23 protein-coding genes and 2 pseudogenes are annotated in these 25,342 nt (G+C 72.3%); 9 read left to right on the top strand and 16 right to left on the bottom strand.

The window, feature by feature from the left end:
- Positions 1–104: 104 nt before the first annotated feature.
- Both OHA89_RS35575 and OHA89_RS35570 read right to left on the bottom strand, forming a co-directional pair.
- Complete coding sequence (locus OHA89_RS35575; RefSeq protein ID WP_257558716.1) at positions 105–1,070, bottom strand: xanthine dehydrogenase family protein subunit M; 966 nt, start codon at positions 1,068–1,070, stop codon at positions 105–107.
- Positions 1,067–3,631: a molybdopterin-dependent oxidoreductase gene (locus OHA89_RS35570; protein WP_266612025.1), complete on the bottom strand. Its 2,565-nt coding sequence runs from the start codon at positions 3,629–3,631 to the stop codon at positions 1,067–1,069. Before OHA89_RS35570 ends, OHA89_RS35575 begins: the two co-directional genes overlap by 4 nt.
- A gap of 299 nt (positions 3,632–3,930) precedes the next feature.
- Here OHA89_RS35570 and OHA89_RS35565 point away from each other — a divergent pair, with 299 nt between their 5' ends.
- From OHA89_RS35565 to OHA89_RS35550, 4 genes and pseudogenes are all read left to right on the top strand, one after another.
- Complete coding sequence (locus tag OHA89_RS35565) at positions 3,931–4,344, top strand: hypothetical protein (RefSeq protein ID WP_266612024.1); 414 nt, start codon at positions 3,931–3,933, stop codon at positions 4,342–4,344.
- Between the two features lie 174 nt (positions 4,345–4,518).
- Positions 4,519–4,959 carry a LysR substrate-binding domain-containing protein gene (locus OHA89_RS35560; protein ID WP_406367943.1) on the top strand — a complete coding sequence of 147 codons (441 nt, stop codon included), beginning with the start codon at positions 4,519–4,521 and terminating at the stop codon, positions 4,957–4,959.
- Positions 4,960–5,078: 119 nt separating this feature from the next.
- Positions 5,079–5,282, top strand: a pseudogene (locus OHA89_RS35555) (NmrA family NAD(P)-binding protein); the annotation flags it as partial.
- 91 nt (positions 5,283–5,373) lie between these two features.
- On the top strand, positions 5,374–5,946 hold the full coding sequence (locus tag OHA89_RS35550; protein WP_406367942.1) for an NAD-dependent epimerase/dehydratase family protein: 573 nt from the start codon (positions 5,374–5,376) through the stop codon (positions 5,944–5,946).
- Between the two features lie 35 nt (positions 5,947–5,981).
- Here OHA89_RS35550 and OHA89_RS35545 read toward each other — a convergent pair whose 3' ends face one another.
- The 3 genes from OHA89_RS35545 to OHA89_RS35535 form a co-directional block, all read right to left on the bottom strand.
- Positions 5,982–6,713: a hypothetical protein gene (locus OHA89_RS35545; RefSeq protein ID WP_257558711.1), complete on the bottom strand. Its 732-nt coding sequence runs from the start codon at positions 6,711–6,713 to the stop codon at positions 5,982–5,984.
- A gap of 294 nt (positions 6,714–7,007) precedes the next feature.
- Positions 7,008–8,372: a PQQ-binding-like beta-propeller repeat protein gene (locus OHA89_RS35540; RefSeq protein ID WP_266612021.1), complete on the bottom strand. Its 1,365-nt coding sequence runs from the start codon at positions 8,370–8,372 to the stop codon at positions 7,008–7,010.
- Positions 8,373–8,530: 158 nt separating this feature from the next.
- Positions 8,531–8,959 carry a VOC family protein gene (locus OHA89_RS35535; protein WP_266612020.1) on the bottom strand — a complete coding sequence of 143 codons (429 nt, stop codon included), beginning with the start codon at positions 8,957–8,959 and terminating at the stop codon, positions 8,531–8,533.
- 211 nt (positions 8,960–9,170) lie between these two features.
- Here OHA89_RS35535 and OHA89_RS35530 point away from each other — a divergent pair, with 211 nt between their 5' ends.
- Positions 9,171–9,620, top strand: coding sequence for an SRPBCC family protein (locus OHA89_RS35530; protein WP_215140443.1), 450 nt, complete (start codon positions 9,171–9,173; stop codon positions 9,618–9,620).
- Positions 9,621–9,795: 175 nt separating this feature from the next.
- Complete coding sequence (locus tag OHA89_RS35525) at positions 9,796–10,404, top strand: response regulator transcription factor (protein WP_266612018.1); 609 nt, start codon at positions 9,796–9,798, stop codon at positions 10,402–10,404.
- A 34-nt stretch (positions 10,405–10,438) separates the two neighbouring features.
- On the opposite strand, the gene OHA89_RS35520 is transcribed toward OHA89_RS35525, so the two are convergent.
- The 6 genes from OHA89_RS35520 to OHA89_RS35495 all read right to left on the bottom strand — a co-directional run bounded on the left by OHA89_RS35520 (position 10,439) and on the right by OHA89_RS35495 (position 19,633).
- Positions 10,439–12,217: an ATP-binding cassette domain-containing protein gene (locus OHA89_RS35520; protein WP_406367941.1), complete on the bottom strand. Its 1,779-nt coding sequence runs from the start codon at positions 12,215–12,217 to the stop codon at positions 10,439–10,441.
- Entirely contained in the window at positions 12,214–13,998 is a 1,785-nt protein-coding gene (locus tag OHA89_RS35515) for an ATP-binding cassette domain-containing protein (RefSeq protein WP_406367940.1), read from the bottom strand. The genes OHA89_RS35520 and OHA89_RS35515 overlap by 4 nt, the downstream gene beginning before the upstream one ends.
- Positions 13,999–14,066: 68 nt before the next feature.
- Positions 14,067–14,201, bottom strand: coding sequence for a SapB/AmfS family lanthipeptide (locus tag OHA89_RS35510; RefSeq protein WP_257558705.1), 135 nt, complete (start codon positions 14,199–14,201; stop codon positions 14,067–14,069).
- Positions 14,188–16,830, bottom strand: coding sequence for a class III lanthionine synthetase LanKC (gene lanKC / locus OHA89_RS35505; RefSeq protein WP_266612011.1), 2,643 nt, complete (start codon positions 16,828–16,830; stop codon positions 14,188–14,190). Before lanKC ends, OHA89_RS35510 begins: the two co-directional genes overlap by 14 nt.
- 144 nt (positions 16,831–16,974) lie before the next feature.
- Positions 16,975–18,018, bottom strand: a complete 1,044-nt coding sequence (locus OHA89_RS35500; RefSeq protein WP_266612009.1) for a hypothetical protein — start codon at positions 18,016–18,018, stop codon at positions 16,975–16,977.
- Between the two features lie 151 nt (positions 18,019–18,169).
- Positions 18,170–19,633 carry an amidohydrolase family protein gene (locus OHA89_RS35495; RefSeq protein ID WP_406367939.1) on the bottom strand — a complete coding sequence of 488 codons (1,464 nt, stop codon included), beginning with the start codon at positions 19,631–19,633 and terminating at the stop codon, positions 18,170–18,172.
- A 211-nt stretch (positions 19,634–19,844) separates the two neighbouring features.
- Here OHA89_RS35495 and OHA89_RS35490 point away from each other — a divergent pair, with 211 nt between their 5' ends.
- Positions 19,845–20,624 carry an alpha/beta fold hydrolase gene (locus tag OHA89_RS35490; RefSeq protein ID WP_266612006.1) on the top strand — a complete coding sequence of 260 codons (780 nt, stop codon included), beginning with the start codon at positions 19,845–19,847 and terminating at the stop codon, positions 20,622–20,624.
- 18 nt (positions 20,625–20,642) lie between these two features.
- Here the strand turns inward: OHA89_RS35490 and OHA89_RS35485 are convergent.
- The 4 genes and pseudogenes from OHA89_RS35485 to OHA89_RS35470 form a co-directional block, all read right to left on the bottom strand.
- A pseudogene (locus OHA89_RS35485) lies at positions 20,643–20,864 on the bottom strand (TipAS antibiotic-recognition domain-containing protein); the annotation flags it as partial.
- 60 nt (positions 20,865–20,924) lie between these two features.
- Positions 20,925–21,479 carry a DUF3291 domain-containing protein gene (locus tag OHA89_RS35480; protein ID WP_266612005.1) on the bottom strand — a complete coding sequence of 185 codons (555 nt, stop codon included), beginning with the start codon at positions 21,477–21,479 and terminating at the stop codon, positions 20,925–20,927.
- 32 nt (positions 21,480–21,511) lie between these two features.
- A complete protein-coding gene (locus OHA89_RS35475; RefSeq protein ID WP_266612004.1) occupies positions 21,512–22,228 on the bottom strand; it encodes a metalloregulator ArsR/SmtB family transcription factor in 717 nt (238 codons plus the stop codon).
- Between the two features lie 219 nt (positions 22,229–22,447).
- Complete coding sequence (locus OHA89_RS35470; protein ID WP_406367938.1) at positions 22,448–23,020, bottom strand: TetR/AcrR family transcriptional regulator; 573 nt, start codon at positions 23,018–23,020, stop codon at positions 22,448–22,450.
- 121 nt (positions 23,021–23,141) lie between these two features.
- Here OHA89_RS35470 and OHA89_RS35465 point away from each other — a divergent pair, with 121 nt between their 5' ends.
- Entirely contained in the window at positions 23,142–23,582 is a 441-nt protein-coding gene (locus OHA89_RS35465) for a nuclear transport factor 2 family protein (protein ID WP_266612002.1), read from the top strand.
- A gap of 140 nt (positions 23,583–23,722) precedes the next feature.
- Complete coding sequence (locus OHA89_RS35460) at positions 23,723–24,163, top strand: DUF2809 domain-containing protein (protein WP_266612598.1); 441 nt, start codon at positions 23,723–23,725, stop codon at positions 24,161–24,163.
- A gap of 329 nt (positions 24,164–24,492) precedes the next feature.
- On the opposite strand, the gene OHA89_RS35455 is transcribed toward OHA89_RS35460, so the two are convergent.
- Positions 24,493–25,092: an RNA polymerase sigma factor gene (locus OHA89_RS35455; protein ID WP_406367937.1), complete on the bottom strand. Its 600-nt coding sequence runs from the start codon at positions 25,090–25,092 to the stop codon at positions 24,493–24,495.
- Positions 25,093–25,342 lie beyond the last annotated feature (250 nt).

Raw genomic sequence — 25,342 nt, 5'->3', positions numbered from 1 at the left:
ACGCCGCCCATCAGCCCGGCATCACCGCCCCAGCCATGCGAAGCGGTCAGGACGGACCTTGACGATGTCCGGTTTCCCCGCCCGTTCCGCCGAACCCAGGGAGGTTACTGGTCGGCGACAGCCTGGCCGGCGGCCTGTTCCAGGACTTCCAGGACGGTGTCGCTGAACAGCGTGGCCTTGTAGCCGGTCTGCGGCAGCGGCCGACAGCGGGCGAGTACCGTCGCGGCCGCTGCGGCGAGGACTCCGGGGGTGGCCTCCCGGCCGATCAGGGCGGCCTCCACCTCCGTAAGCCGCAGCGGGACGCGCGCCACCCCGCCCGCCGCGACGGCGGCGTGCGTGATGGTGGCGCCGTCGAGCGCGAGCCGGGCGGTGGCCTCGACCAGGGGCCATTCGGCGTGGGCCCGGCTGGTGGCCCGGTGACAGGCGGCGCGTTCGCCGGGCAGGGGCGCGGGCAGCCGGACGGCGGTGAGGATGCGGTCCGGCGGCAGCAGGTGGTCGGTGTGGAAGAGCCGGTCGCCGTCCCCGTACAAGTCGGCGACGCTGCGCGGGGATTCGCCGTGGACCTCGGCCTCGGCGTCGTAGGTGAGCAGGGCCATCGCGAGCGTGGACGGGTGCGGAGTGATGCAGGGGCCGTCTCCGCTGACCACGCCGAAGTGGTGGTCGCCCTCGCGCGCGGGGCAGCCGGTGCCGCCCTTCTGGAGGCAGCTGACGTGCGGGTTGCGGTAGTACCAACAGCGGTTGCGCTGCAACAGGTTGCCGCCCAGGGTGCCGGCGGCGCGGATCTGCGGAGTGGCCGCGGTCCCGGCCGACAGCGCGAGGGCCGGCCAGCCGGCGCGCACCTGCGGATCGGCGGCCAGCGCGGCGAGGGTGGTCAGGGCGCCGATCCGCAGCCCGCCGCCGGGTAGCGGCGTGGTGCCGCGCAGGTGGCCGGCGCCGCCCAGGTCGGTGAACGGCCCGGGTGAGAGGCCGCTGCGCTGCCGGGCGGTGGTGTCGGTGCCACCGGCGCGCAGCTCCCCGCCGCGGGCCAGGACGGCGGCCGAGAGGTCGGTGAGGGCGGGCTCGGTGCTCACGTACCCAGTCCTTCCAGGAGCCGGTCGGGGCGGATGGGCATGTCGTACGGGCGCCAGCCGGTCGCGTCGTGGACCGCGTTGGCCAGGCACGCCGCGGTGGGCAGGGTGGCGATCTCGCCGAGGCCGACACCGCCGCCGGGGACGTGCTCGAAGCCCTCCTGATGGAAGTGGATGGTGATCTCGGGGGTGTCGCCGATCCCCGGGATGCGGTAGTCCTCCAGGTTCTCGGTCAGCACCCGACCGGTGACCGGGTCGGTGCGCCGCTCCTCGTACAGGGCGTAGCCGACGCCCTGTACGACGGCGCCCTCGCACTGGCTCCGCGCCAGCCGGTCCTCGTGGATGCGGCCCGCGGAAATGCCGCTCCACACGCGCAGCGGGCGGATCCGGCCGAGCCGCGTGTCCACCTCGACCTCGGCGACCTGCACCGATCCGGTGAAGCCGCGGCCGATCGCCACACCGCCCAGGGTGAAGGGGCTCACGAAGCCCCGGCGGTCGCGGGGGCGCCGACCGGTCACCCGTACGCCGTGCGCCGCGTCGAGCCGGGCGGCGACGTCACCGCCGCCGAGCGCGTCGCGCAGCCGGACGGCGGCGTCCGCGGCGGCGGGCACGATGGAGGGCGTGGTGCGGCTGCCGCCGGAGGTGGGACCGTGGACGGCATCGCTCCGGCCGACCTCGGCACGCACCCTCCCCTCCGGCACGCCGAGCCCCTCGGCGACGGCCCGGCGCAGCACGGTCCGCGAGCCCGTGCCCATGTCCTGCACGGCGCAGCGGGCGACGACGACCCCGTCCTCGACGGTGAGCTCGACCTCGGTGACGGGATCGAGGAAGTACAGCCAGTTGGCCGACGCGACGCCGACGCCGCGGCGGAAGCGCCCGGTTCCGCCGCGGGGGCCCGACCAGACCGGAAGCGAGGCGGCCCGGTCGTACAGGGCGTGCCGTTTGAGGTTGCCGTCCCAGCGGCGGCGCAGGGCGATCGGGTCCTGGCCGAGCCGGTGGGCCATCTCGTCGACGGCCTGCTCCAGGGCCCAGCACATCGTGGGTCCGCCCGGGCCGCGGAACGGGGCGCCCGGAGGTCGGTGGGTGACCGTGTCGAAGTCGCGGAGCCGGCGCGGGGCCTTGCCGTACATGAAGCGGGCGAGTGCCGCCACGGTGCCGCCCACCGACACCCCGCCGTCGGTGTCCGCGTCCATGGCCAGCGCACTCAGATCGCCGGCCGCGTCCGCGACCATCGCCAGCCGGATCCGGGTGCCGGGCCGGTATCCGCCGTCGGTGAGCTCCTCGTCCCTGTCCAGCACCACCCGCACCGGGGCGCCGTGCAGCCGGGCCAGCTCCACCGCGGCGACGACATCGGAGGTCAGCCCCATCTTGCAGCCGAAACCGCCGCCTACGTGGACGGCCCTCGCCACCACCCGTTCGACGGGCAGGCCGAAGCGCTCGGCTGCGAGCTCGGCGGTGTGCTTCACCGACTGCGTGGACACCTCCAGGTGGAGGGTGCCGTCGACCCACTGGGCCAGGCAGGCATGCGGTTCGAGCGGGGTATGGGTCTGCGCGGCGGTGGTGAACACGCCCTCCACCACCCGCTCGGGATTCCGGGCCCGGGCCTCGGTGATACGGCGCACGGCCGTGGCGGGGCGCTTGCTCATGGCGGACGGGCCCCGCAGGTTGCCGCGCCAGCGGGCGGGCACCAGCTGGGGGGTCTCGCCGGACCCCGGAGCCCGCTTGCGCGCCGCTTTGTCCTCGTAGACCAAGGGGCCCTCGCCGGTCCGGGCCTGGCGTACGTCGAGGGCTGCCGGCAGCACCTCGTAGTCCACCGTGACCCGCGCCGCGGCCGCTCGTGCGGAGGCCCGGTCCGGCGCCGCGACCGCGGCCACCGGCTGCCCGACGTACCGCACCACGCCGTCGGGAGGCAGCAGCGGCACCAGCGGATGGTCTCCGGCCTCCAGGGAGCGTACGTGTGCGTGCGCGTGCGGCGAGCGGATGATCACCCCCTCCAGCAGGCCGTCGGGGTGCAGGTCCGTGGTGTACCGGGCCGATCCGTCGATCTTGTCCGGGGCCTCGGTACGCGGGACCGCCGGCGCCTGCCCAGCGGCCGGCGGTGTGTCGTAGTCGCCCGCACAGGCCGCGGCCACCGCGCTGAAGATCCCCTCGTAGGCGCCGCAGCGGCACAGGTGGCCCGCCAGCGCGTCCGCGATCTGCTCCCGCCCTGGCCGGGTGCGGCCGTGCGCGGCCCGCCACCGCTCGAAGAACGCCGCCGCCTCGACCACGAACCCCGGGGTGCAGTAGCCGCACTGGAGGGCGTCCTCGCCGGCGAAGGCACGCGCCACCGGGTGTCCGGACAGGCCCTCCACCGTCGTCACGCGCCGGCCGGCCAGCCCGACCGCCGGCGTCAGGCAGGACACCCGGGGCTCACCGTCGACCTGGATCGTGCAGGCCCCGCACACCCCGCCCGCGCAGACCAGCTTGGTGCCGGTCAGACCCAGCCGGTCGCGCACCACCTCCACGGCGGCCGGGTCGTCGTCCACGTCCACCTCGTGCCGGACGCCATTGACCTCGAACTCCACGAGACTGCTCCTTAGCCGTGGGGTGGCGACCGCCGGGCCTCGCGCTCACCTTCACGCTCCTTGATATCCCGCTCCCGGGGTCGGCGCAGTTCGGCCGCGCCCGGCTGACGCGCCCCCGCCTGCGCAGCCGTCATGGCCGCGTCCGCTCGTCATCCGCTGCGGCCGGGACAGGTACCCCGGACCAGGCCCTCGGCCGTCCTCACGAACCGGACCCGCTTCTCCCCGCCATCCGTGCGCATCCACGGCGCCGGGGTCCCGGGTCGCCTCGCGGTGTGCCGGAACGCAGGATGGAGCAGGTGATGACGGTTTTGGTGGTCGGCGTGCCCGATGGCGAGCAGTTGGAGCTGCTGCGCTCCGGTATTCAGCGCAACCCGCATTTCCGGGTGGTCTCGCATGCTCACGATCCCGCCGTCGCTCTGGCCCACGCCCGGGTCCTTCTGCCCGATATCACTGTCCTGTCCCTGCCCGCGGGACTCGACAGTCTCGACACGGATCCGGACGTCCTGCGCGTGTTCCACGGGGTGCGGGCCCTGGATCCCCCGAGCGCGGTGGTACTGCGGACGGCCGCCGCCCGCGTGCCCCGGGCGGTGTCGGGCCTCGCGGCCGAGGGAGCCGTCCACATCGTGCGCGACGGAGACTCCGAAGCCCTGATGCGGGCCCTGCGCACGATCGGGCTGCGCCGGGCCAGCTGCGACCCCGACGAGATGCCCTGACCCGGACTGCCGTCGAACGGCAGCAGGCAGTGCCTCTGGAACTAGGCTGGGACATGGCGTCGGCACGGTGGGAGATGTCGTGGATGTCGATCTGCGCAAGATGCGCTACTTCGTGGTCGTGGCCGAGGAGTTGCACTTCGGGCGGGCCGCGGGGTGCACGAGGGCCTTCTCGACGTGAGCTTCGTACGGCTGCCCGTCGAGCGTCGCGGCCTGGAGCTGCGCCCGCTCTTCCGGGAGCCCCGTGTCGCCGTACTGCCGGCGGACCACCGGCTGGCGGGCAAGGAGTCCATCGTCATCGCGGATCTGGTGCCCGAGCGGCTGCTGCAGGACCCCGACGCGGTCCCCGAGTGGCGTGACCTTCCCGAGCGTTCCGGTGGCGTGGGGGCCGGGCCGCCGCCCTCGTTCGCCACCGTCGAGGAGAAGCTGGAACACGTCGCGACGTCCGGGGGCGTCCTCGTCCTTCCCCTGTCCACCGCGGCCTACTACACCCATACCGATGTCGCGCACGTGCCCATCGACGACATCGGCCCGGGCGAGGTCTGCCTTGCCTGGAGCGCCGGCCGCCGCTCCCCTCTGCGCCCGGAGTTCGCCGACATCGCCGCTGCCCAGTACTGATGCCCTGGGGACATCACCGCTGACAGAAGAGGTCTTGGACGCCGGCCTCCGCGCGGGGCCAGGGTGGAGGAGCGGCGGAAGTCCCTCGCCGTCCTCGATCGACAAGGACCGTGAGTGCGATGCAGATCTTCATCACAGGTGGCTCCGGCTACATCGGCCGCTCCACCATCCGGGCACTGACCGCGCACGGCATCGGCGTGACGGCGCTGGCGCGCAGCGAGCATGCGGCGCGCACCGTGTCGGACCTTGGTGCCACCCCGGTTGCGGGGGCGCTCACCGACACCGATGTCCTCCATGAGGCGGCCCGCGCGGCCGACGGGGTCATCCACCTCGGGGTGGACTACGCCGAGGGCACCGCGGACGTCGACCGCGCAGCGGCGGAGGCGCTGCAGGACGGCGTGGGAAGGGGCCCCTATGTGCACACGGGCGGGGGTGTGGGTGTACGGCGACACCGACGGGGTCGTCGACGAGGACGCTCCGCTGAGCCCGCCGCGCCTCACCGCTTGGCGGCTGGAGAACGAGAAGCGGGTGCTCGCCCGGGCCGCCACCGGAGAGCGCCCGGTGGTGGTGATGCCGGGGCTGGTCTACGGCCGCTCCGGCGGACTGGTGCAGTCGTTCTTCGTCGAGCCGGGACGGACCGCAGGTGCCGTGCCCTGCATCGGCGACGGCTCCAACCACTGGGCGCTGGTCCACGTCGACGACATCGCCGAGCTGTACGTCCTGGCCCTGAACGCCCCGGCCGGTTCTGTCTACGCCGGGGTCAGCGGCCAGAACCCTGCGCTGACGTACGTCACCCGAGCCCTCGGCCAGGCCGCCGGGTGCCCCGGGAGGATCGACTCCCTGACCCTCGAGGAGGCAGTGCAGCGAATGGGCCCGATCGCCGAGGCGTTCGCCCTCGACCAGCAGTTCAGTGGCGCCAAGGCGCGCCGCGAGCTCGGCTGGACGCCCACCCGCCTCGAGGCCTTGGCCGAACTGGCCCAGGGCTGAACCAGCAGGGCAAGCGGTGCCTGCCCCGGACGAGGTCAGGCCGGGGCGTTCCAGGCCGTCATGAGCCCGTCCAGCCACGCCGGCGGCAGCTCCGCGGCGTCCCACTCCTCGCGCAGCTCCTGCGGCGCGGCGACGAGCCGCTCCAGCACGGCGATGCTCGTGGCGGAGTGGAGGAGCGAATAGCGGCCGTGCACCCTGATGGCGCTGCCCGGTCCGTACGCCGCGAACAGCCGCTCCAGCCTGGCCCGGTGGGCTGCGGCGAACTCCGTCAGCCGCCCGGCGTACCTGGCCCGCTGCCGGAGGCTCATCGTGCCGAGGACCGCGGTGAGCACCTCGTCGGTCACCTCCGGATCCAGCTCCGAGACCGCGGTGAACGACAGGTACAGAGGTGTGACCGCCACCCGCGCCCGCTCCACCTCCATACGCCCGGCCCGCGGACGCTCCCCGGCCGGGCCCTGCTGCCCGTCTTCCCCCACGACCCGCAGCAGGGTCCGCTCGGCGATGGCGCCGAGCTCCTCCAGGAGGCCCCCGGCACCGTCGAGCCGGCCCGCCTCGTACGCCTCGCCCTTGTCCCCCGGCGCGCTCCGGGCCCCGCCGCTCAGCTCCTCGTGCGCGAGAGCCAGTGCTCCCGCCTCCAGGAGCCCGATCAGTTGCCGCGCATCACCGGAAGGGACCCCCGTCCGCGCGAGGAGCTGCAGCAGCGTCGTCCTCGCGTTGTCGACACTGGCCTCGTCCGGCCACTGCCGTCCCTCGTCAGCCGCGCTCATCAGATCCTCTTCATCGCTCGGGTAGTGCAGTGTGTCCAACGAGATCGCTCCCTTCCATGGTCCAACGCCCGACGGCCGGGCTGTGCTCCCCGGCGCCGCAGCCCAGGTGGTCGGCACTGATCTCCGCCCACCGGCCCACCCTCGCGCGCTGACCACTGGCATCCAAGCAGCCCAGGACACGGAGCTGCAGCCGACCGTCGTAGCCGCGCGCGGACGTCATGCGTTGTTACCCGCGTGGACGAGACCTGGGACCTGCTGGGGTGGGCAGGTAGCTCTGGGACACGGGCCCGTCGGTCACTTGCGGGCGACCGGACTGAGGAGGACGAGTTCGCCCCCGTCGCAGTAGCGCAGTGCGCCGTTCCGAGTGAGGTTCGCCCGGCACGCGGACTCGGTTCGCCACAGCATCCGGCCGTCCCGGCCGTACAGGTACAGCTGCCGCCCGTCCTGCCAGAAGCCCTCGCCGACCACAACGGCCTCGGGCCCGAGGCCGGACGGGCGCACCGGACTGGCCGGGTCGTTCAGGTCGCGGTCGGCCCGGCCGGGCGCGCGAACGATCGTCCGCCCCGCGTCGGGGACCGGGTATTCGCCCGGGGCCAGGCGCGAAACGGGTCGCAGGGTGCCGAAGTACGGGTTGAGGACGTAGGCCCCCTGGGCATCCGGGACCACAAGCCTGAACCCGGCGTCGAGCGGCACTGTGCGGTCCCAGCGGCATCCGGTCGCCGGGTCACGGGCGGATTCGGGCTGATCCCAGGTGACGTCAAGGCGCCAGCCCTCGTCGCCCGTCCCGGAGGTGACGGCGCTCCCCACCACCGCGGCCCGGCAGTCGTCCTCCGCCGGCGCGGTCACCACGATCAGCCGGTCGTCGGCCTGGAGACCCACCCGGTCGATCCGGCCCTCGGGCAAGCGCAGCCCTTCCACCCAGTGCGGTTCGCCCGTCTCCGGGTTCACCCGGGACATCCGCTCGCCCGACACCAGGTAGGTCTCGCACCGGTGGGCATTACGGAAGACGGCGTCGCGGCCGCAGCCGTCCAGTACCGACGTGGCTCCCGGCTCCGTACGCTCCCACCGTTGCTGCCCGGACCACGGGTCCCACCCCGTGACCCGGCAGCCGTCCGGGGCGCAGGCGGCCTCCACGAGCACTGAGCTCGAGCCCTCGCTGGAGTAGGAGACCAGGGCGCCGTCCGCCAGTTCGTGCCGCCAGGCGAGGGTTCCGTGCTCGGTGTCGACGCGGGCCACGTCCGTGGGCCCCGTCCGGCCGGGGCGGCCTCCGACCAGCACCACCATGGAGCCGCTGCCGGGGTCGGAGACGGCCGAGTTCGGTGACCCGGGGACCTTCGAGGTGAGTGCGAACTCAGGCGGCAACTCGACGGTCCAGCCCGGAACTTCGCCGTCCTTGCGCCCGCCGGCAGCGGCCGGCGCCTCACCGGCCGGCCGGTCGGGGAAACGGGCCAGCTTCGTTCCCTGCCCGAAGATGCCGGTGGAGTCCTGGTGCAGGACCCAGGTGCCGTCCGCGCCCGGCGCCACCGGAAGTCCGCCGCGCCAGGACACGACCCGCTCGGACCTGCCGTCGTCGAACATCGGCGGCTGCGGTCCGAAACATCCCGCCAGGGCGGCGACGAGCGCCGGCCCTGCCAGCCCCGCACGGACACCTCGCTTCACCACGGCTCCCCCCGCCGTACACGAGGGACCACCGTAAGCCGTGCCCTGCCTCCCACCGGTCCGGGCCGCCGAATCGTGACGGATGAGAGATCGAGTAGCTCAAAACCTCCCGTGAACGGCGGCCATTTGAGTGGCAGCAAGCCAGGTCGTTTGGTCCGTCATGGCCGCCATCCTGTGAGCGGGGTGGGGTCCTCCCGTACGGCCGCAATGACGAACGAGTGCCCCGCGGGGTCGGTGAACCGGCGCAGCGTCGTGCGGTTGTCCAGCCGGGTGCCGTCCTCCTCCGCCGCCACCGGGCGCGCCCCGAGGACCACGGCCTCGCGCTCGGCTTCGTCGAGGGAGTCCGCCGCCACCAGGATCCGCAGATGGGCCTGTTGGGACTCCTCCGGCAGCGGCCAGCTCGGCGGCGCGTGGTGGGGATCGCGGCGGACGCCGAGCACCGTGCCGGTGCGGCCGGTGACGAGGAACAGCTCCCCGTCGCCGGTCGCCGGACCCGCCGTGGCGCCGAGCAGTTCCGCGTAGAACCGTGCCAGAGGCTCGGGTTCGGCGCAGTCCAGGATGAGAACGCTTGTCTTGGGGACCGTCATGGACCGCGTGTGCCCTGCGTCGTCGCCCGTACACGCACCGTACGGCCCGCGAGCCGGTTGGCCGGCTCCTCCCGTACGGTGCAGCGCCTTCCGATCGTCGGCGTCCCCCGCGCATGTGGCCCTCAGGGGCGGGCAACCGCGCCTCGAGACGTCCTGACGGACGACCCGCACCTCAGGGTGCGGGGCTGCCGACGACACGAAAGGGGTGCGCATGTCGCACGTCGAGGAGTATGTCGAGGTCAACGTCCCCGTGAGCACGGCCTACAACCAGTGGACGCAGTTCGAGGAGTTCCCCGCCTTCATGGAGGGGGTCGAACGCATCGAGCAGCGCACGGACACGCTCACGCACTGGGTGACGAACGTGAACGGTGTCCAGCGCGAGTTCGACGCACGGATCACCGAGCAGCTCCCGGATCGGCGCGTCGCGTGGATGACGGTCGGCGGGGAGGCCCGCCAGGCCGGGATAGTCACCTTCCAGCCGATCGACGCGACCACCACCAAGGTCGTCCTGCACATGAACTGGGTGCCCGACGGCCTGGCCGAAACGGCCGCCGACAAGCTCGGCTTCGTCAAGCGTCAGGTGGTGGGTGATCTGAAGCGGTTCAAGCTGTTCATCGAGTCGCGTGGGGTCGAGACGGGGGCCTGGCGCGGCGAGGTCTGACAGGGCGGGACGGCTCGCTCTCAAGGGGGTAACCCGCCTAAGGGAAGCGAAATCCCTGGGTATCTCGGCCAAGTTGTCCGTACGCCCCTCCGCGCCCCCCGCAGTGACGTTCCATCACCCCTGTACGGGGGCACCCGTGTGGTGCCGTTGGTTCGTCAACCGAGGAGAGCACGCGATGACGAAGGTCCTCGTCCTGCACAGTGTCAGCCTGGTCCGATCGGCACTGGCCGCCCTGCTGAGATCGGAAGGGCCCTTCGAGGTCACATCGGCAGGCTGGCGGACCGCGGTACGCCAGGCCGAGTCCTTACGACCAGACGTGACGGTCGTCGACCTCGATTGTCCGGGGGCGACGGCCGTCCTGGCCGACAACGGAGGCGCGGACGGCCAGGTCCTCACGTCCCCGTCTCCGGTCCTGGTACTCGCCTCGATCGGCGCACCCGGTTCCCTGCACCGGGCCTTCCGGGCCGAGGCCCGCGGCTATGTCGACAAGGACGGCTCGCCGGGACGGCTGGTACGGGCGGTCCGGAAGGTGGCCGCGGGGGAACGGTTCATCGACGCCTCGCTGGCTTCCGCCTTCATGGAGGCCGACCCCGTACCGCTGAGCCCTCGGGAACTCAGTGTGCTGGCCCGGGCCGCGGAGGGCGATTCCATCCCCGAGATCGCCCGCACGCTGCACCTGGCGAGCGGGACGGTACGCAACTACATGGCCGCGGCGACCCGTAAGACCGGTGCCCGCAATCTCATCGACGCGATCCGTATTTCCCGGCGGGCGGGCTGGGTCTGATCGGCGGCCGCCGCGGCCGGGCACGGCAGGCGCGTCACTCGTCCGAGGTGCCGTTCCACCTCCCCACCAGATCGCGGTACAGGGCCGACCTGGCCGGGAGTTCCGCATGCGTGCCGCACACGGCCCGGGTCCCGTCGAGGACGAGGACCCGGTCGGCGCGGGCAGCGGACGAGACGCGGTGTGCCACGACGACGAGCGTGCCGGGCCGGGCCGCGAGGGCCCGTTCGGCACGCTCCTCCGTGCGCGGGTCCAGGTGGCAGGTGGCCTCGTCGAGCAGCAGCAGCGGGGCCGTCGAGAGGTAGGCGGCGGCGAGTGCCAGGTGCTGGCTCTCGCCCCGGGACAGCAGTCGGGGGGACACCTCGGCGTCCAGGCCGCCCAGCCGTTCCACCAGGTCTTCCAGCCCCAGGGCGCTGACGGCGCGCCGCACCTGGGCATCCGCATCCCCGGGCCCGGTGGCTCCAGGGCCCGGGGACAGATGCGTCAGGTTCTCCCGCACGGTGCCGGTGAACACGTACGCCTGCTGCGGCAGCAGGGTCCGCCGCGGGTCCGGTCCCGTCGCACCCGGTTCCCGGCGGGCGGCCGCACCGGCGACGAGGACCGTACCCGCGTCGGGTGACAGCATCCCGGCGAGCAGCGCGGTGAGCGTGGACTTGCCGATGCCGCTCGGCCCGACCACGGCGAGGTGCTCCCCCGGCCGCACCACCAGGTCGAGGGCGTCGAGTACGGGAGCCGCCCCGGGGCCGTAGGCAAAGGTGACGCCCCGGAGCTCGGCTGCGGCGGCGGTCCGCCGGCCGGTGTGGACGACGCTCCCCCGCGGCTTCGTCGCGCGGCCGTGGTCCGGGGCCGGCGACAACGGGTCGCAGAAGCGTTCGAGCACCACCAGGAGGCGGGTGCCTGCGGAACCCAGTGCCGTCATCAGGGAGTTCAGGGCCGGCAGCAACGCCTGCACCACGTACATGAGGCCGCCGGCCAGCGCACCGGCGGTGATTCCGTGCCCGAGCAGCCAGGGCGTCGCGGCGAGCAGTGCGATCACGGGCAGCCGGCCCGCCGTACCCAGGGCCAGCGTGCGCAGGGCCGCCCAGCGCGCGAGCCTGCGGGCCAGCCGCTCCTGGGTGGCGATCAGGGGCTCGACCCGGGCTTCCGCCGCCGCCTGTCCGCCGCAGGCGACGATGTCGCGCAGGCCCTCCCCCAGCGCCGCCACCCGGTCCGACAGCGCCTCGTCGGTGTCCAGGGACAGGCGTTGTACGGATGCCATGGGTCGGAGCGTGGCCAGGAAGGCGGCCACGCCCAGCAGCAGCGGGGGCAGCACGATCAGCAGCAGCACGGGAGCCAGGGCCGCCATGCCCGCGAACGCGCCCACGGCGGTGAACACGAACGAACGCACCGTCAGTACCAGCCCGGCGAAGGAGTCCCGGGCCATTTCCGTCTGCTGGGTCAGCCGGGACACCGCGCCCGCGTCGGGAGCGCGCGCCGGGTCGACGACCGCGCGGTCCAGTGCCTGCCGTACCGACCGCCGCACCAGGCCGTCGCGCAGCGGCTCCACGAGGTCCGCGAGTCCGGCGAACACACCGCGGAGCGCGAACCCGCCGAGCACTGCTCCGGCTCCGGCTGCGGCCAGCCAGGCGAGACCGGTGGCGGTACGGCCTGCGAGGAAGCCGTCGTCAAGGGCGCGGGCCACGCCGTAGCCGCCGAGGAACGTGTGCGCGGACTCGAGGAGCGACCATGCCGCCAGCCGCCCCAAAGCGCCCTTGCGGCCACGCAGGAACCGCCGGCCCTCGGGGGCGACCCGACGCCAGGCCTCGCTTTCGCTCATCGGGCCGCCTCCGTCGCCGGTTCCCCTTCGGGTGCCGGCTTCGCGTCGGCGGCGAACACCGCCCGGTAGTCGGGCTCGTGCTGCCACAGCTCGCCGTGGGTGCCGGCCGCCCGCACCCGCCCGTCGTCGAGCCATACGACGAGGTCGGCGCGGACGGCGGAGGAGAGGCGGTGCGCGACCACGATCCGCGTGCCGGGCCGGACCTCGTGGGCGAGCGCCCGCTCCACCTCGCGGGCCGTGACGGTGTCGAGGCTGGAGGTGGCGTCGTCCATCACGAGGAGCCGGCCCGCGTGGCAGAACGCCCGGGCCAGCCCGAGGCGTTGGACCTCACCGCCGGACATCGGGGCGTCGGCGAGGCACGTGCCGTACCCGTGGGGCAGGCGCCGTACGAACAGGTCGGCGCCGGCGGCCCGGGCCGCGACGCGGACCGCTTCCGGGCCGGGGTCCGGACCGGCACCGAACCCGATCGCGTCGGCGACCGTGTCCCCGAGCAGCGCGGGCCGGTCGAAGGCGTACCCGACCTCGCGGCGCAGCGCTTCGGCGGGCACCTCCCGCAGGGGTACGCCGTCCAGCAGGACCAGGCCCGCGTCGGGGTCGGTGAGCCGGCCTGCCACGGCGGCGAACAGCGTCTTGCCGGAGCCGGAGCGGCCCACGACCGCCACCGTGCTGCCTCCGGGGATCACCAGGCTGATGTCGTCCAGGACCGTCGATCCGCCGCGTACGACCCGGACGTCGCGCAGTTCCAGGGTGCCGGGGCCGCCTTCCGGCAGCTCCGACCGGCCGTGGTCGAGTACGGGCAGAGCCAGGAGGGCGGCGGTCTTCCGGGCGGCCGCCCGGCCCCGGACCACGGCGGCCAGTCCGCCGGTCACGGCGCCGACCCCGGCCGCGAGGCCGGCGTACCGCAAGGCGGCGAGGAGTGCGCCGACCCCGATGGCCCCGGCCGACAGGCGTATGCCGCCGACGGCGAGCACCGCGTACAGGAGCATCGGCATGAGGACCGCGGACCGGGCCGTCGTGCCACCGTAGACCTGCCACATTCGTCTGCCCTCGGTGCCGAGCTCCGGCAACTGCGCGAGGATCCGCGCGCGTTCGCGGTCGGCGGTACCGGCGGCGGCGATCGTGCGCGCCCCGGCCAGTGCCTCGACGAGGCGGCCGGCGGTCGCGAGCTGCACCTGCTGGTAGCGGGCGACACTGCCGAGGGTGTCGCGGGCGAAGGCCCGCAGCAGGAGCACCAGCAACGGAACGCCCATGACGAAGGCGAGCGCCGTCCACAGGTCGATGAGGAAGAGCGCGGCCACCGCGCCGATCGGCGGCAGCAGTGCGGCGACGGCGTGCGCGACGGCGGCCGGGACCTTCCCGGCCTCGGTGGCGTGTGCGGTCAGCCGCGCGGCGGTTTCGCCGGGTGCGTAGCATGCCGCATGGTGCGGGGCCGTCCGCAGCAGCCGGGCCAGCCCGAGCCTGCGCAGTCGGGCGGTGGAGCGGCCGTCCACCTCACCGGTCAGCCGTGCGGCGGCGGCGTCCAGCACCACTTCGGCCGCGATGACCGCGGCGCACAGCAGTGTCCAGGCGGGGCCCGACGGGTCTTTGCGGAGCAGCAGGTCGAGGGTGTGGCCGAGGACGGCGGGTTCTGCGAGTGCTGCCGCGGCGGCCGTCAGCGCGCATCCGAGGACGGCGGCGGTGCGCCCGCCGCTGTGCCGCGCCGCTGCCACGAGCGCCCGGTCGGCGCCGCGTTCCACGGTCTGCGTCTCGGGTGTGTGGACCGCCGCGTCGGGGGACCTCATCGGCGGATGCCTCCAGTGATGTGGTGCGGGCCCGGGCGGCGAACCGCCCGGGCCCGAGGTGACCTGAATCAGTGACAGGTCGTGAGGCTCAGGCTGCTGTCACCGCAGAGCAGCAGGCTGGCCCGGCTGCCGCCGCCCGTCATCGCGGCCTCGGTGGACTCTTCCTTCGGGGTCTCCATCGACTGCAGGTCAAGAAGCGTCATGTCGGTTCCTCTTCTTCTCTCGAGTGGTGCGATGGGTCACGGCCCCGGGTGGGACCGGCTTGGGGGCGCCGCGCTCGCGCAGCGGCGGGAGGAACGGCAGGTGCGCGCGCCCGCCGGGCGCCGCGCTGCCGAGGGCGAGGAGAGCGCCGGCCGTGCCCGTGGCGAGGTCCATGGACAGCCGCATCATCTGCTCGCCCGGGAAGGCCAGATGCCCCTGGTACGGCACGGCGTGCCGGGCCAGTGCGTCGATCTGGCGGGCGATGGCCTGGGGGCCGGTGCCCGGGCCCGGCGTGGTGGTCCGGGCCAGGTGGAGGATCATCCCGGCGGCGCCGCGCAGCAGCCCGGGCTGGGCGTAGAAGGTCGCCTGCGCCGCCCGTACGATCTCGCGCCGGGCCTGTTCGAAGCGCTCGTCGGGACCGTGCTCCAGCCAGTCGTCGAGCACCATGCCGATGCCGACGCTGCCCTCGCCGAGGTACGGCATGGTGCGCCAGCCCTCGTTCACCTGGAGGGTGCCGTACGCGCTGGTGACGCAGCGGTCGAGGTCGCGGTGGAGTGCGTGGGCGGCCTGGATCAGCAGTTCCTTGTCGCCGGTGCGCTCGTACAGCCGCACGAGGAGCAGGGCGGGGCCGGAGTTGCCGTACAGCAGTCCCGCGCGGGTGGGCCGATGCTCCGGCCGGGCGATCAGTTCGGCGCAGCGCAGGGCCGCGGCGTGCAGCTCGCTCTCGCCGCTCGCGGTGCCGAGCGCGTCCAGGGCGAGGCCGATGCCGGCGAGTCCGCTGTGCAGGTCGGGGCCCGCGCTCTCCCACGGCTGGTGCAGCAGCAGGTCGGCGAGGGCGAGTGCACGGTCGTGGTGTCCGAGCCGGTGCAGCGTCCAGGCCGTGCCGGCCAGGCCGTCGTAGAAGCCGAGCGGAGTGCCGGAAGCCGGTTCCGCGGTGCGGCCGAGGAGCCATTCCTCGGCCTCGGGCCAGGGTTCGGCACCGGTCTCGGCGAGGGCGTGGAGCACTCCGGCGACCCCGTAGCCGAAGCCGATCCCTCCCCCGGCGGTCGCGAACTGGGCGATGTCGCCCGGGACGAGGCGGTCCTCGCGGTCCGGGGTGGCACTCGCGCGCAGCGCCGCGGTCATCGAGGTACGGGCGGCCGGCCATTCCCGTGGCTCGACGGGCAGGTACGGCCCGGCCGGTGCGGGCACGCGGCCGCCCGGTGCGCCCTGCGGGACGCCGGACAGGATCTCCTCGACGGCCTCGTCGAGGAACCGCCGCGGCACGGGGAACTGTTCGGCAGCCACGGCCGCCAGGTGTGCGGCCTTGGCCCGGTCCAGGACGAGCAGGCTGGTCAACGGGAGGAACAGGGCGAGCCGCAGGCAGGCAAGGGCGTAGCGGTCGACGGAGAACCCGCGACGCTCGGCCGGTGCGACGAAGGCGGGGTTGGCCACGGTCTGCCGCAGCCCCTCGTCCACGTGCGCGGCGGCTTCGAAGTCCAGCAGCGCGACGGAGGGTTCGCCCGTCTCGTCCTCCGCCACCATGATGTTGAAGAGGTGGAGGTCGTTGAAGACCACGCCGCGGGCGTGCACGGCGTCGACGGCCTCCGTGACCCGCCGGTGGATGGTGAGGGCCCACTCGGTGTACGAGGCGAGCTCCGCCGGGTCGGGATCTGCCTCGATCAGCGGGTGGCGGCGGGCGAAGTAGGTGTTGAGCGGTTTGCCGGCAAGGTGTTCCAGCACCAGGAAGTGGTGGTCGCCGACGGTGAACGTGCCGCGGACCTCCGGGACGCAGCCCAGGCCCGTCAGCCGTTCCAGTGCGGCCTGTTCGCGGTGCAGCCGGGTCACGGCGTCGGCGCCGTCGGCGGCGAGCCCGGCGTACGGCCGGGCCTCCTTGAGGACCACGGCCTCGCCGGTGCGGCTGTCCTTCCCGAGGTAGACGCCGCCACCGTTGGAGAAGTGCAGCGCCCGCTCCACCGTGAAGGGGACGCCGGTCAGGGTGACCGCGGAGCGCGCTGCGAGGTGCGGCTTCAGGAAGTCGGGCAGTTCGAGCCATTCGGGCGGCTGGAAGGCCGGTCCGCGCCGGTCCGGTACGAGCCGCCCGTCGGGGGCCTCGATGGCCGGGACCAGTGCGCCGTGCTCGTCGTAGCAGTGCCGCAGGGTGAAACTGCCGTAGCGCAGGTGGACCGGTCCGGCGGCCCAGCGCAGATCGCTGAGGATGTACGGGCCGGCCGCTCCCGCCAGCGAGGCGTCGAGGTCCTCCGCGATCCGGCCGCACTGCTGCTCGTCGGCCGGGTAGACGGTGATGAACTTCCCGCTCGCCGCGCGGTCGGCGTACTTGGCGTTGCGCAGGTGTAACAGGTACCGGCTCGGTATGAACTTGAAGGCGATGCCTCGGGCGGTGCAGTACTCGTACACCGTCGTCAGCACCGACTCGGCGTTGTCGAGCGTGGCCGAGACGTGGATCTTCCAGCCCTGCGCGGGCAGTTCGGCGCCGACGGGACGCAGCGCGAGCCAGTCGCCGCTCCGGTGCGAGCGCCACCCCGGCGGGACGGGGGCGAGGGCGGCCGCATAGCTCTCACCGACCCGCCGGTACGGCGCGTCGTAGAACCAGCGGTCGGAGTCGCAGAAGGCGGCGTACCCCTTGTTCACACCTGCTCCCTCGGTCGGTGGCAGACCCGACCGTGTCACGCCCGGCGGACGCGGCGACAGTCACCGCTGTCACTGACGGGGTGTGCAGTACTCACGAGTCACGAGGGATTCCTCACCGGATGGCACCGGGTTTGGCACCGCTGTCTACTTCGTCATGACGGCGCTGGGAGCCTGACCGTTCTGTGCCTGCTGGGCGCGGGCGGTCGCGGTCGCGGCGAAGGACTGGAGGATGCCGAGGTCTGTGCCGCCGGCGCCCTCGTCCATCATGACGACATTGATGACGACCGTCCCCACCCTGACGACCGCGAACGCGCCGGTCGCCTCGGTAATGCCGGGCGTCGGACTGTTGGCCCATTCGACTGCGGCGGACTCGTCTCCGCCCGTGTTCGACATGGCCACCGGCGTCGGGGTGGATCCGAAGTCCGCGTTTTCTCGCTTGATTTCGGCGTATCCGACGGTCGCCGCTTCGACGCTCGGATAGGTCACCACTTCGATCTGTGCCTGATCGAAGTAGAAGCCCGGGGTGTAGGACGTCTGGATGTCGAGCAGCGCGTCTCGGCACTTCGCGGGCATTCCCCCGCAGCGAAACTCTTTGGGATAGCCCGAGCCGACGCTCCAGCCGGTCGGCAGGCTGTCCATACCGGGAGGGATCGTCTTGGCCAGCGCCGCGTCCTTGATGGCCGTGGCGGAGTTTTGGGACCCGGCTCCACCCTGTGCCGGGGAATCGTCGCCGTTGAAGAGCTGCGTGCCGCCGTAGAGGCCCAAGGCAAGCAGCGCGACCAGCACGAGAGCTGCGGCGAGCAGGGAGAAACGAACGTTGCGGGTATTGCTGACCGTCACTCCGGCCATGGAAATGATGGGGCGGCCCCGTACCGGGCTGTTGTCGAACGAAATGCCCGTGTTGATGCGAGGCGCGGAAGCGGGAGGCGGACCCGCGAGGGCCAGGGCAATCCGCTCGGCGAAGCGCGGATCGGCGGCCATCTCCGACTCGACGAGGTCCCGCAACTGCTCGACGGCCGCCGGGTCGGTGGGGCTGGTCTCCACAGTGCTGATCGCCGCGCGACCCTGTTCGGTCGTCCCCAGACGATCGCGCACGATGGCCGAGACGGCATGGCCCACTTCTGCCCCGACCACCGCGGCCGTTCCTCCGGCCATCTGAGTGAAGATCGCTAATACCTGCTCGACCATGCGCCGTCCCCCCGTAGCCACACCCGAAGACCTCATTGTCGTCGCGGACACGTCAGCCGTAAGGAGATTTGCCATTTACATCGCCGCACCGGACCGGACCGAACCGGACCGCACCGCACCCTCCCTGATGGCCTGACCCGGGGAATCGGGTTCAGGAGACGGCCCGAAGTCGCGCGGCCGCGGCTTCCGCTTCGTGTACGACCCGACCGGGGTCCACGTCGACGAGGCGTCCGTTGAGTTTGAGCGGCCGGCCGTTCACGAAGACCGCGTGGACGTTCTCCGGTCGGCCGTTGAGCACGATCTGGTTGATCCAGTCGAACCGAGGCGCGAAGTTGAGCGCGGCGGGGTCGATCACGATGACGTCGGCGCACTTGCCGGGCGTCAGCGACCCGACGGTGTCGGCCATGCCGATCGCTTCGGCTCCGCCCAGCGTGGCGATCCGCAGCACGTCGTGGATCTGGGGGAACACCGACGTCTCCTGGGCGCGAACCCGCTGCAGGCCGACGGCCGTCTTCATGAGGGCGAAGAAGTCCGAGGTGTCGTTGGTGCCGCCGTCCTGGCCGAGCCCGACCTTGACACCCCGTCGGCCGAAGTCCGGCAGCCGCATGATCCCCGAGGCGAGCCGCATGTTGCTGAGCGGGCAGTGCGAGACCCTCACGTCGTGCGAGGCGACAGCGGCCAGCTCGTCGTCGGTCAGGTGGATCGCGTGGTTCATCAGCAGTCGCGGGCCCAGCGCGCCGATGTCCGTCAGGGTGCCGATCGGGTCGTCCGCCCGCTGTTCGCCGCGTTCGAGGACATGGCTGTTGAGCATGACGCCGAGATCCTGGGCGATCTCCCAGTGAACTCGGTTGAGGCCCTGGATGGCCCGCGCCGCGTGCGTGGCGACCTGCGCCGAGGCGAGCGGCACCGGGTCGATGAGTTCCCGCTTCGCCCGGGTGATCAGCGTGGCATCCCGCTCGGCCTGGAACATGGCGTAGGCGAAGCGCACCCCCGTATCGGCCAGGGCCCGTACGTACTGGACCGTGGTGTCGTACGGGATGGCGTCCACCCAGTCGACGAGCGTGGTCACACCGGACTGCAGGGAGTCGAGGGCGCCGAGGCGGACGAAGCGGTACATGTCCGCCGGTGCGATCCGGGAGAACGTCCGCCAATTGCAGTCGGCCAGCCATCCGAAGAGGTCACGGTCCGCGCAGCCGCCTCGCATCGACGACTGCCACAGGTGCGTGTGGACGTCCACGAACCCCGGCATCACCAGTTTCCCGGCGGCATCGATCACCTGGGTGCCGGGCGGGGCCGGCAGCCGCTTGCCGACTGCCGAGATGAGACCGTCGCGCATGAGGACGTCCGCCTGCTCCACGGCGCCCAGCGGGCCTTCGCCGAGGGCGCGGTCCATGGTGAGCACGAGTGCGGCGTTCCTGAGCACCGCGGCCCGGCCCGTCGGGGTTCCCCCTCGCGGCTGCGTACGACCGGCGCCGAGGACCAAGGGCACGGCCGCGGCCATGCCCAGGCCGGCCAGTACGCCGCGGCGGCTGGGCGGCGCGGGCCGGGGATCAGGGTGCGGGGCTGCATGCGCTGCGTCTGAGGCGGTGCCGGGACGTTCACGGAGCGGGTCCATGTCGTGTTGCCTCCCAACGGCCGGGGTGGGCTCGCCCTTCCCTGCGCCGACGAGACGTCAGACGAAAAGCGGGGAGGGTACCTGGATCGTCCGTCAGGCGGCGGGATTTCCGATAGAGGCGCGTCAACATTTTGTAGAAATCGGCTGGCTTCGAGAACGTCGTCGGCACGTACTCATCCTTCAGTCGCCCCTGCGCGGGTAGCCTGCGGGGATGGAGATCCGAGTGGGCCAGGTGGTGGTCCACTACGTGGAGTACGGGACCGGTCGACCCGTACTGGTACTCCATGGCGCCGGCGTCGACCACCGCGAGGCCGAGGCTTGCTTCGAGCTGGTTTTCGACGGCGTTGCGGGGCTGCGGCGGATCTATCCCGACCTCCCCGGAATGGGCCGGACAATCGCTCCCGAAACGCTGCGCAGCGCCGACGACGTCCTCGACACACTGCTCGACTTCGCCGACGAGGTCACTGGCGGGAGCGCGCACCTCCTCGTCGGCCACTCGGCGGGCGCGTACTACGCGCAGGCGATGGCCGCGAGACGCCCGGCGCAGGTCGCCGGGCTGGCGCTCGTCTGTCCGTTGTTGCCAGAACTGCGCGACGTGCCGGAGCACCGCGTCGTCGCCGGATCGGGTGAGATCGGCGACGACGTCTTCCGGAGCTACTTCGTGATCCAGACCCCGGAGATGCTCGAACGGTACGAACGCTACGTCGCCCCAGCCGCCGCGCTCGTCGACCAGGCAGCGCTCGAGCGAATCGGCGAACGATGGACGCTGACTCCCGATCACGCGCCGGCTTACGCGGGGCCGACAGTGGTCGTGGCAGGGCGGCTGGACTCGACCGTCGGATATGCCGCCGCGACCGACCTGGTCGACCACTACCCGCACGCCTCGCTCGCCGTGGCCGACGACGCGGGACACGCTCTGCCCCACGAGCAACCGGAACTCCTGCGCGCCCTCCTCACTGACTGGCTCGCGCGCGTCGAGCGCTCGAGCTGACCCGAAACAGGCTCGGCGTCAGCTCAGCCTCGACGTGGCGTAGGCCTCGATGGCGTCGCGCTGGTACGCGGCCAGGCCCGGGGTGATCGCCTCGTACGCGGCGCGCCAGGCCTCGTTGTCCACACAGGAGCGCCCGATCGCGCGGTACTCCTCGGCGGACACGGCGCGCAGCTCGGTGAGCGCCCCGTACTGGGCGCCGATCTCGGCCTGCACGGGCTCGGCGTCGTTGCCCGGTGACCCGCGGCCCCCGAACCCGGACTCACCCGACTTCGTCGCCCTGCTGGGCTGAACGTCCTTGCTTCAGACCGCCGGCGAGTCCCCGGCCGACGTCAACCGCGCGCTCCGGGCGGCCTGCTCAGGCTGCGCCGGCGGCACTGCCTGAAGGTGCTGGGCGGCCTCGGCGGCGGTGTAGGAGGAGGCAAAGGTGAACGCGCGCGGGGACGGCCCGTGCGCCTGCAGGTCCGCCAGCCGCTCCAGGGCCTCGTCGGCGGTCGGGAGGTGACCGGCGGGGACCCACCAGAGCACCAGGTGCGCCTCGACGTGCCGTTCGAACCATTCGCGGCGCCGCCGCATCACCTCCAGGTGCCCGCTGCGGTAGGCGAAGTCCCACAGAGCCTCCTGGGTCTCCCACACCGACAGGTTGACGATGACGTCCTCGCCCGCCGGGCGCAGGCCGGTGGCGTCGGCCTCCCCCTCCTCCGCGAGCCGCCATACGAAACCGGGCGTGCCATCGGCTGCGGAGTTGACCGGATCGAGCATCTCGACGAAGGGCGCCATGCGCGGGTCGTCGAAGGGGTAGAGGAGTGTGGCGACGTTGAGTTGGGCGAGGTGGGCGGCACGCGTGGATGCGGTCATGGACCCATCCCAGCACGACTCACTTTTCTATGTCAATCATCATTGTTTTTAGAAGTCTCGACCACCACGCAGCACTCCCCCGGCCTGGCGTCCATACGGGCGCGGACGGGGCCGTCCGCACCGAGCAGCCCCTCCAGCAGCGCGAGATTCATGCCGCAGACGAGGGGCGGGAAGCGTTCGGCGACAGCATGAAAGGGGCAGTTGCGCATACGGACGACGGGTCCGGCCGCCCCGGTCGCCCCCTCGGCGCCTCCGGCGCCCTGAACGCCCTCGGCGCCCTCGACACCTTCAAGGTGCGGTTCGTAGCCGCGGGCGGCCAGCATCTCCATGGCCTCTTCGAGGCCGCCACAGGGCTCCGCCGAGCCGCGAAGGGCCTCACCCCGGCGGCGCGCGGCCGCGCAGAGCCCGGCGTCCAGCCCGGCCTGCTCGGCGGCCTCGGCGAGCAGCTCAGCGGCGGTGCGGTAGTCGCGGGCGGGCAGCGACACCGAACGCTCGGCGCGCGCCCGCGTGTACACCTTGGCGGGACGCCCCGCCCCCGGCCCCGAGCGGCCCGTCAGGCGACGACTGCCGCTCTCCAGCAGCCCCGCCTCGGTCAGCCTGTCCAGATGGTGCGCAGCGAGCGTGCGCGCCACCCCGACCGCCTCGGCGGCCTCGTTGCGGCCGACCTCACGGCCCTGCGCGGCCACGTACTCATACAGGCGCCGCCGCACCCGGTCCTGCAACACCGCGATCGCATCGATATCCTCCACGCGGCCATTCTAGGAACAACACAGGTTGGCGATAGAAAGACGGGTGCCTGCGAGGCGCAGGAGCTCGGTGGCCCTGGCTTGGACCGTCAGGACGAGGCGTGGGACCCCAAGGCAACCGTCTCGTTCTGGTGCGACCTCGTGAGTTGAAGCCTCCGGAAGTGGTTGGTGTCGACGTACTCGTCGGTGCGCCCGAACAAGTACGGATTGCGCGCCTTCGGTTCAGCGTGGCCGTAGTCCGTCGAAGACCACCTCGAAGATCCGCTCCCGGGGTGCCGGATCCGCTTCGAGCTGTTCCATCGCCCTGCCGGTGCCGGCCAGGAGGGCGATGAACTCCGGCAGGCCCAGCTCCGGGCGGACCGCGCCAGCCCGCTGTGCCCCGGCCAGCAGATCGGCCAGCCGGGCCTGGATCTCCATGGTCGGCTCCTGCAGGGACGCATGCACGTCCACCCCGGCCACCGCGAGAGCCTGGGCGAACTCGTTTTTCCCCTCGGACTGTTCCACCACCAGGCGGAAGCATGCGAAGAAGGCTTCGGCGGGACCGGACTCTGCCGCCAACTGAGCGGTCCGGGCCGCCATTTCCTCCAGTCTGCGCACCATCACCGCCTCCAGCAGCGCCTCCTTGGTCGGGAAGTGCCTGAAGAGCGTGCCGACTCCGACCCCGGCGATCCGGGCGATCTCCTCGGTCGGCACGCCCACGCCGCGGGTGGTGAACACCTCCGTGGCGACATCCAGCAGCCTGGCCCGGTTGCGGGCCGCGTCAGCCCGCAGCGGGCGCTCCTGAGCGCCACCCATCCCTGTCCCACCTTTCGCCGTCGACGGCAGAGCCACCCTGGACAACCGGACTATCCAGTCCGTATCGTGAAAACGGAGTTCCCAGTCCGATTCTAGCCGTGGATCCCACCGGAGGTTTGGCATGCCTGAAACGCTGTCACCGCGCGAAGTCTTCCAGAAGCTGATCGAGGGCATCGGCGCGGGACGGTTCACGGAACTGGCCGAGCTCTACGCCGAGGACGCCGTGGTGGAGACCGTCTTCGAGCCGGTCGGTCCGCGCCGGGTCGAGGGGCGGGCCGCACTCAGGGAGCGGTTCGCTCAAGTCTCCGCAAGTTCGCCCGTGGAGCTGACCCCGCTGAACGTGGTCGTCCGGGAAACCGACGACGCCGAGGTGGTCGTCGCCGAGTTCGACTACCAGGTGCACCACCGGGTGACCGGGCGGACCTTCGAGGCCGCCAACATCCAGGTGCTGCGAGTCCGCGACGGCCTGATCGTCAGCAGCCGGGACTACCATGACCACCTTGCCCTCATCGTGGCCGGCGGCAACCTGCCTCAGCTGGTGGAGGCGCTGGACGGCAAGTAGCACCAGTGCGGTCTTGACCTCGATGACCTCGGTCCGTCACGCCAAGCGGCCGACTCGCGTTGGAGGGAGGCTGGCCGGTTTGCATCGGGCGGGGCGAGCACGGGCGAGCACCAGGTCTCCGGCAGGATGACCCCGTGCCCCTGATACCCGGAACCCGTGACCGTTCCGCCGCCGACCCGGTACGGACCCGTCTGGCGGCAGCGGGTGCCGCGGTGGTGATCGTCGGCGTGGGGCTGGGGCTCAGGGCCGTGGCGGCGGGGAGCGTGGCCAAGTACGGCGGAGACGCCCTGTACACCGTCCTGCTCCTCGCTCTTGCCGTCTTGGCCGCGCCCCGCGTGACACCCCTGAAAGCCGCCGGATGTGCGCTGGCCGTCAGTTGGGTGGTCGAGTTCCTACAGCTCAGTGGCGTCCCGGCGGAGCTCTCCGAGCGCAGTACCGTCGCCCGCTTGGCGCTCGGTTCCACCTTCAACCCACCCGACCTGCTCTGGTACGCAGTCGGCGCGGCGGCCGGATGGCTCATCCACACCGTGGTCACGACCAGGCACAGTGTCGGACCTCGGCTCGTCCGTGGCCACCGCTGACTGGTGCGCCTTGGTGAGGGTGCAGACGCCGTCCACACACTGGCGCTCCAGACGGCCCCGGGAGATGGTCTGCGCCAGGCCGACCATCCAGCAGGTGGGGCAGCCGCGGAAGGCGATCAGGGCCAACGGGGCCGCCAGCAGGGTGACCGGGCCGACGACGGGCACCAGGGCGATCGAGCCGATGATCAGCCCGAATCCGATGGCGCCGCGCCCCAGGTGGCGCGGGACGGACTTGCTGGCGAAGTTCATCTCGGGCGCTGCGGACTGTGTGATGGCCCGGGCCTTCGCGGCCTGCGCGCCCTGCGCGGGCTTCACGGTGTTCAGGGTGTTCACGGTCGTGAGTCTCCTCCGACTGGTTGGGCGATGGCTTGATCGGGTGCTTGGTCGGTCACTGCCAGAGAGTGGCGCAGTGCCGCACGTGCTCTGTGCAGCCGAGATTTCATCGCGGCGTTGCTCAGACCGAGCGAATGGGCGACGGTCCTGCCGGGCAGGCCCTGTACGTCGCGCAGGATCAGGACCTGCCGCTGGTCACTGGGAAGGGAACTGACCGCAGCCGCGATCCGCTCCGCTTCCAGCCTGTGCAGCACCGCGTCCTCGGCGGACGGTTCCGCGGAACCGTCCGGTCCGGCCGACGCCTCATCGCTCCGCGAGACGAGCAGCCGTACCTGCCGTAGGCATTCGTTGCGCACGATCCGGAACATCCATGAGGCAAGCGCGCCAGTGGCCCGCAAGGTGCCGATCTTCCGGTAGAGGATGATCAGGGCCTCCTGCGCCGCGTCCTCCGCGTCCTGCGGCGAGGCGCAGAGCGATATGGCGAACCTGCGCACATGAGGCTGGGATTCCATGACGACGGTGGTGAGCGAAGTGACGTCGCCGTCCTGAGCGGCCCTGATCAGCCGCTCGTCCGGCCAGGTGAAACGTTGGTTCATCTGCTACACACTCCCGGAAGGCGCCTCCCGGCGCAGGCACTGGTCAGCTTCGGCTCTTGTAACGCCGCATCAGATGCCAGCTGCACGCGCCCACGAGCAGGGCTCCGATCACTACGAGGCCAGCGACCATCATGTGTGTTCCTCCGGGTTCTGTCGGCCCGTTCGGCCGGTACACAGACAAGAGGCGGGGAGGTCCGGAAAGGATTCACCTCTGGCCGAAGTTTTCTGTGAACGTGAGCGCACCCGTCCC

The sequence above is a fragment of the Streptomyces sp. NBC_01546 genome (assembly GCF_045208355.1).
Taxonomy (GTDB): domain Bacteria; phylum Actinomycetota; class Actinomycetes; order Streptomycetales; family Streptomycetaceae; genus Streptomyces.
This window is presented reverse-complemented; position numbering and strand designations above follow the sequence as displayed.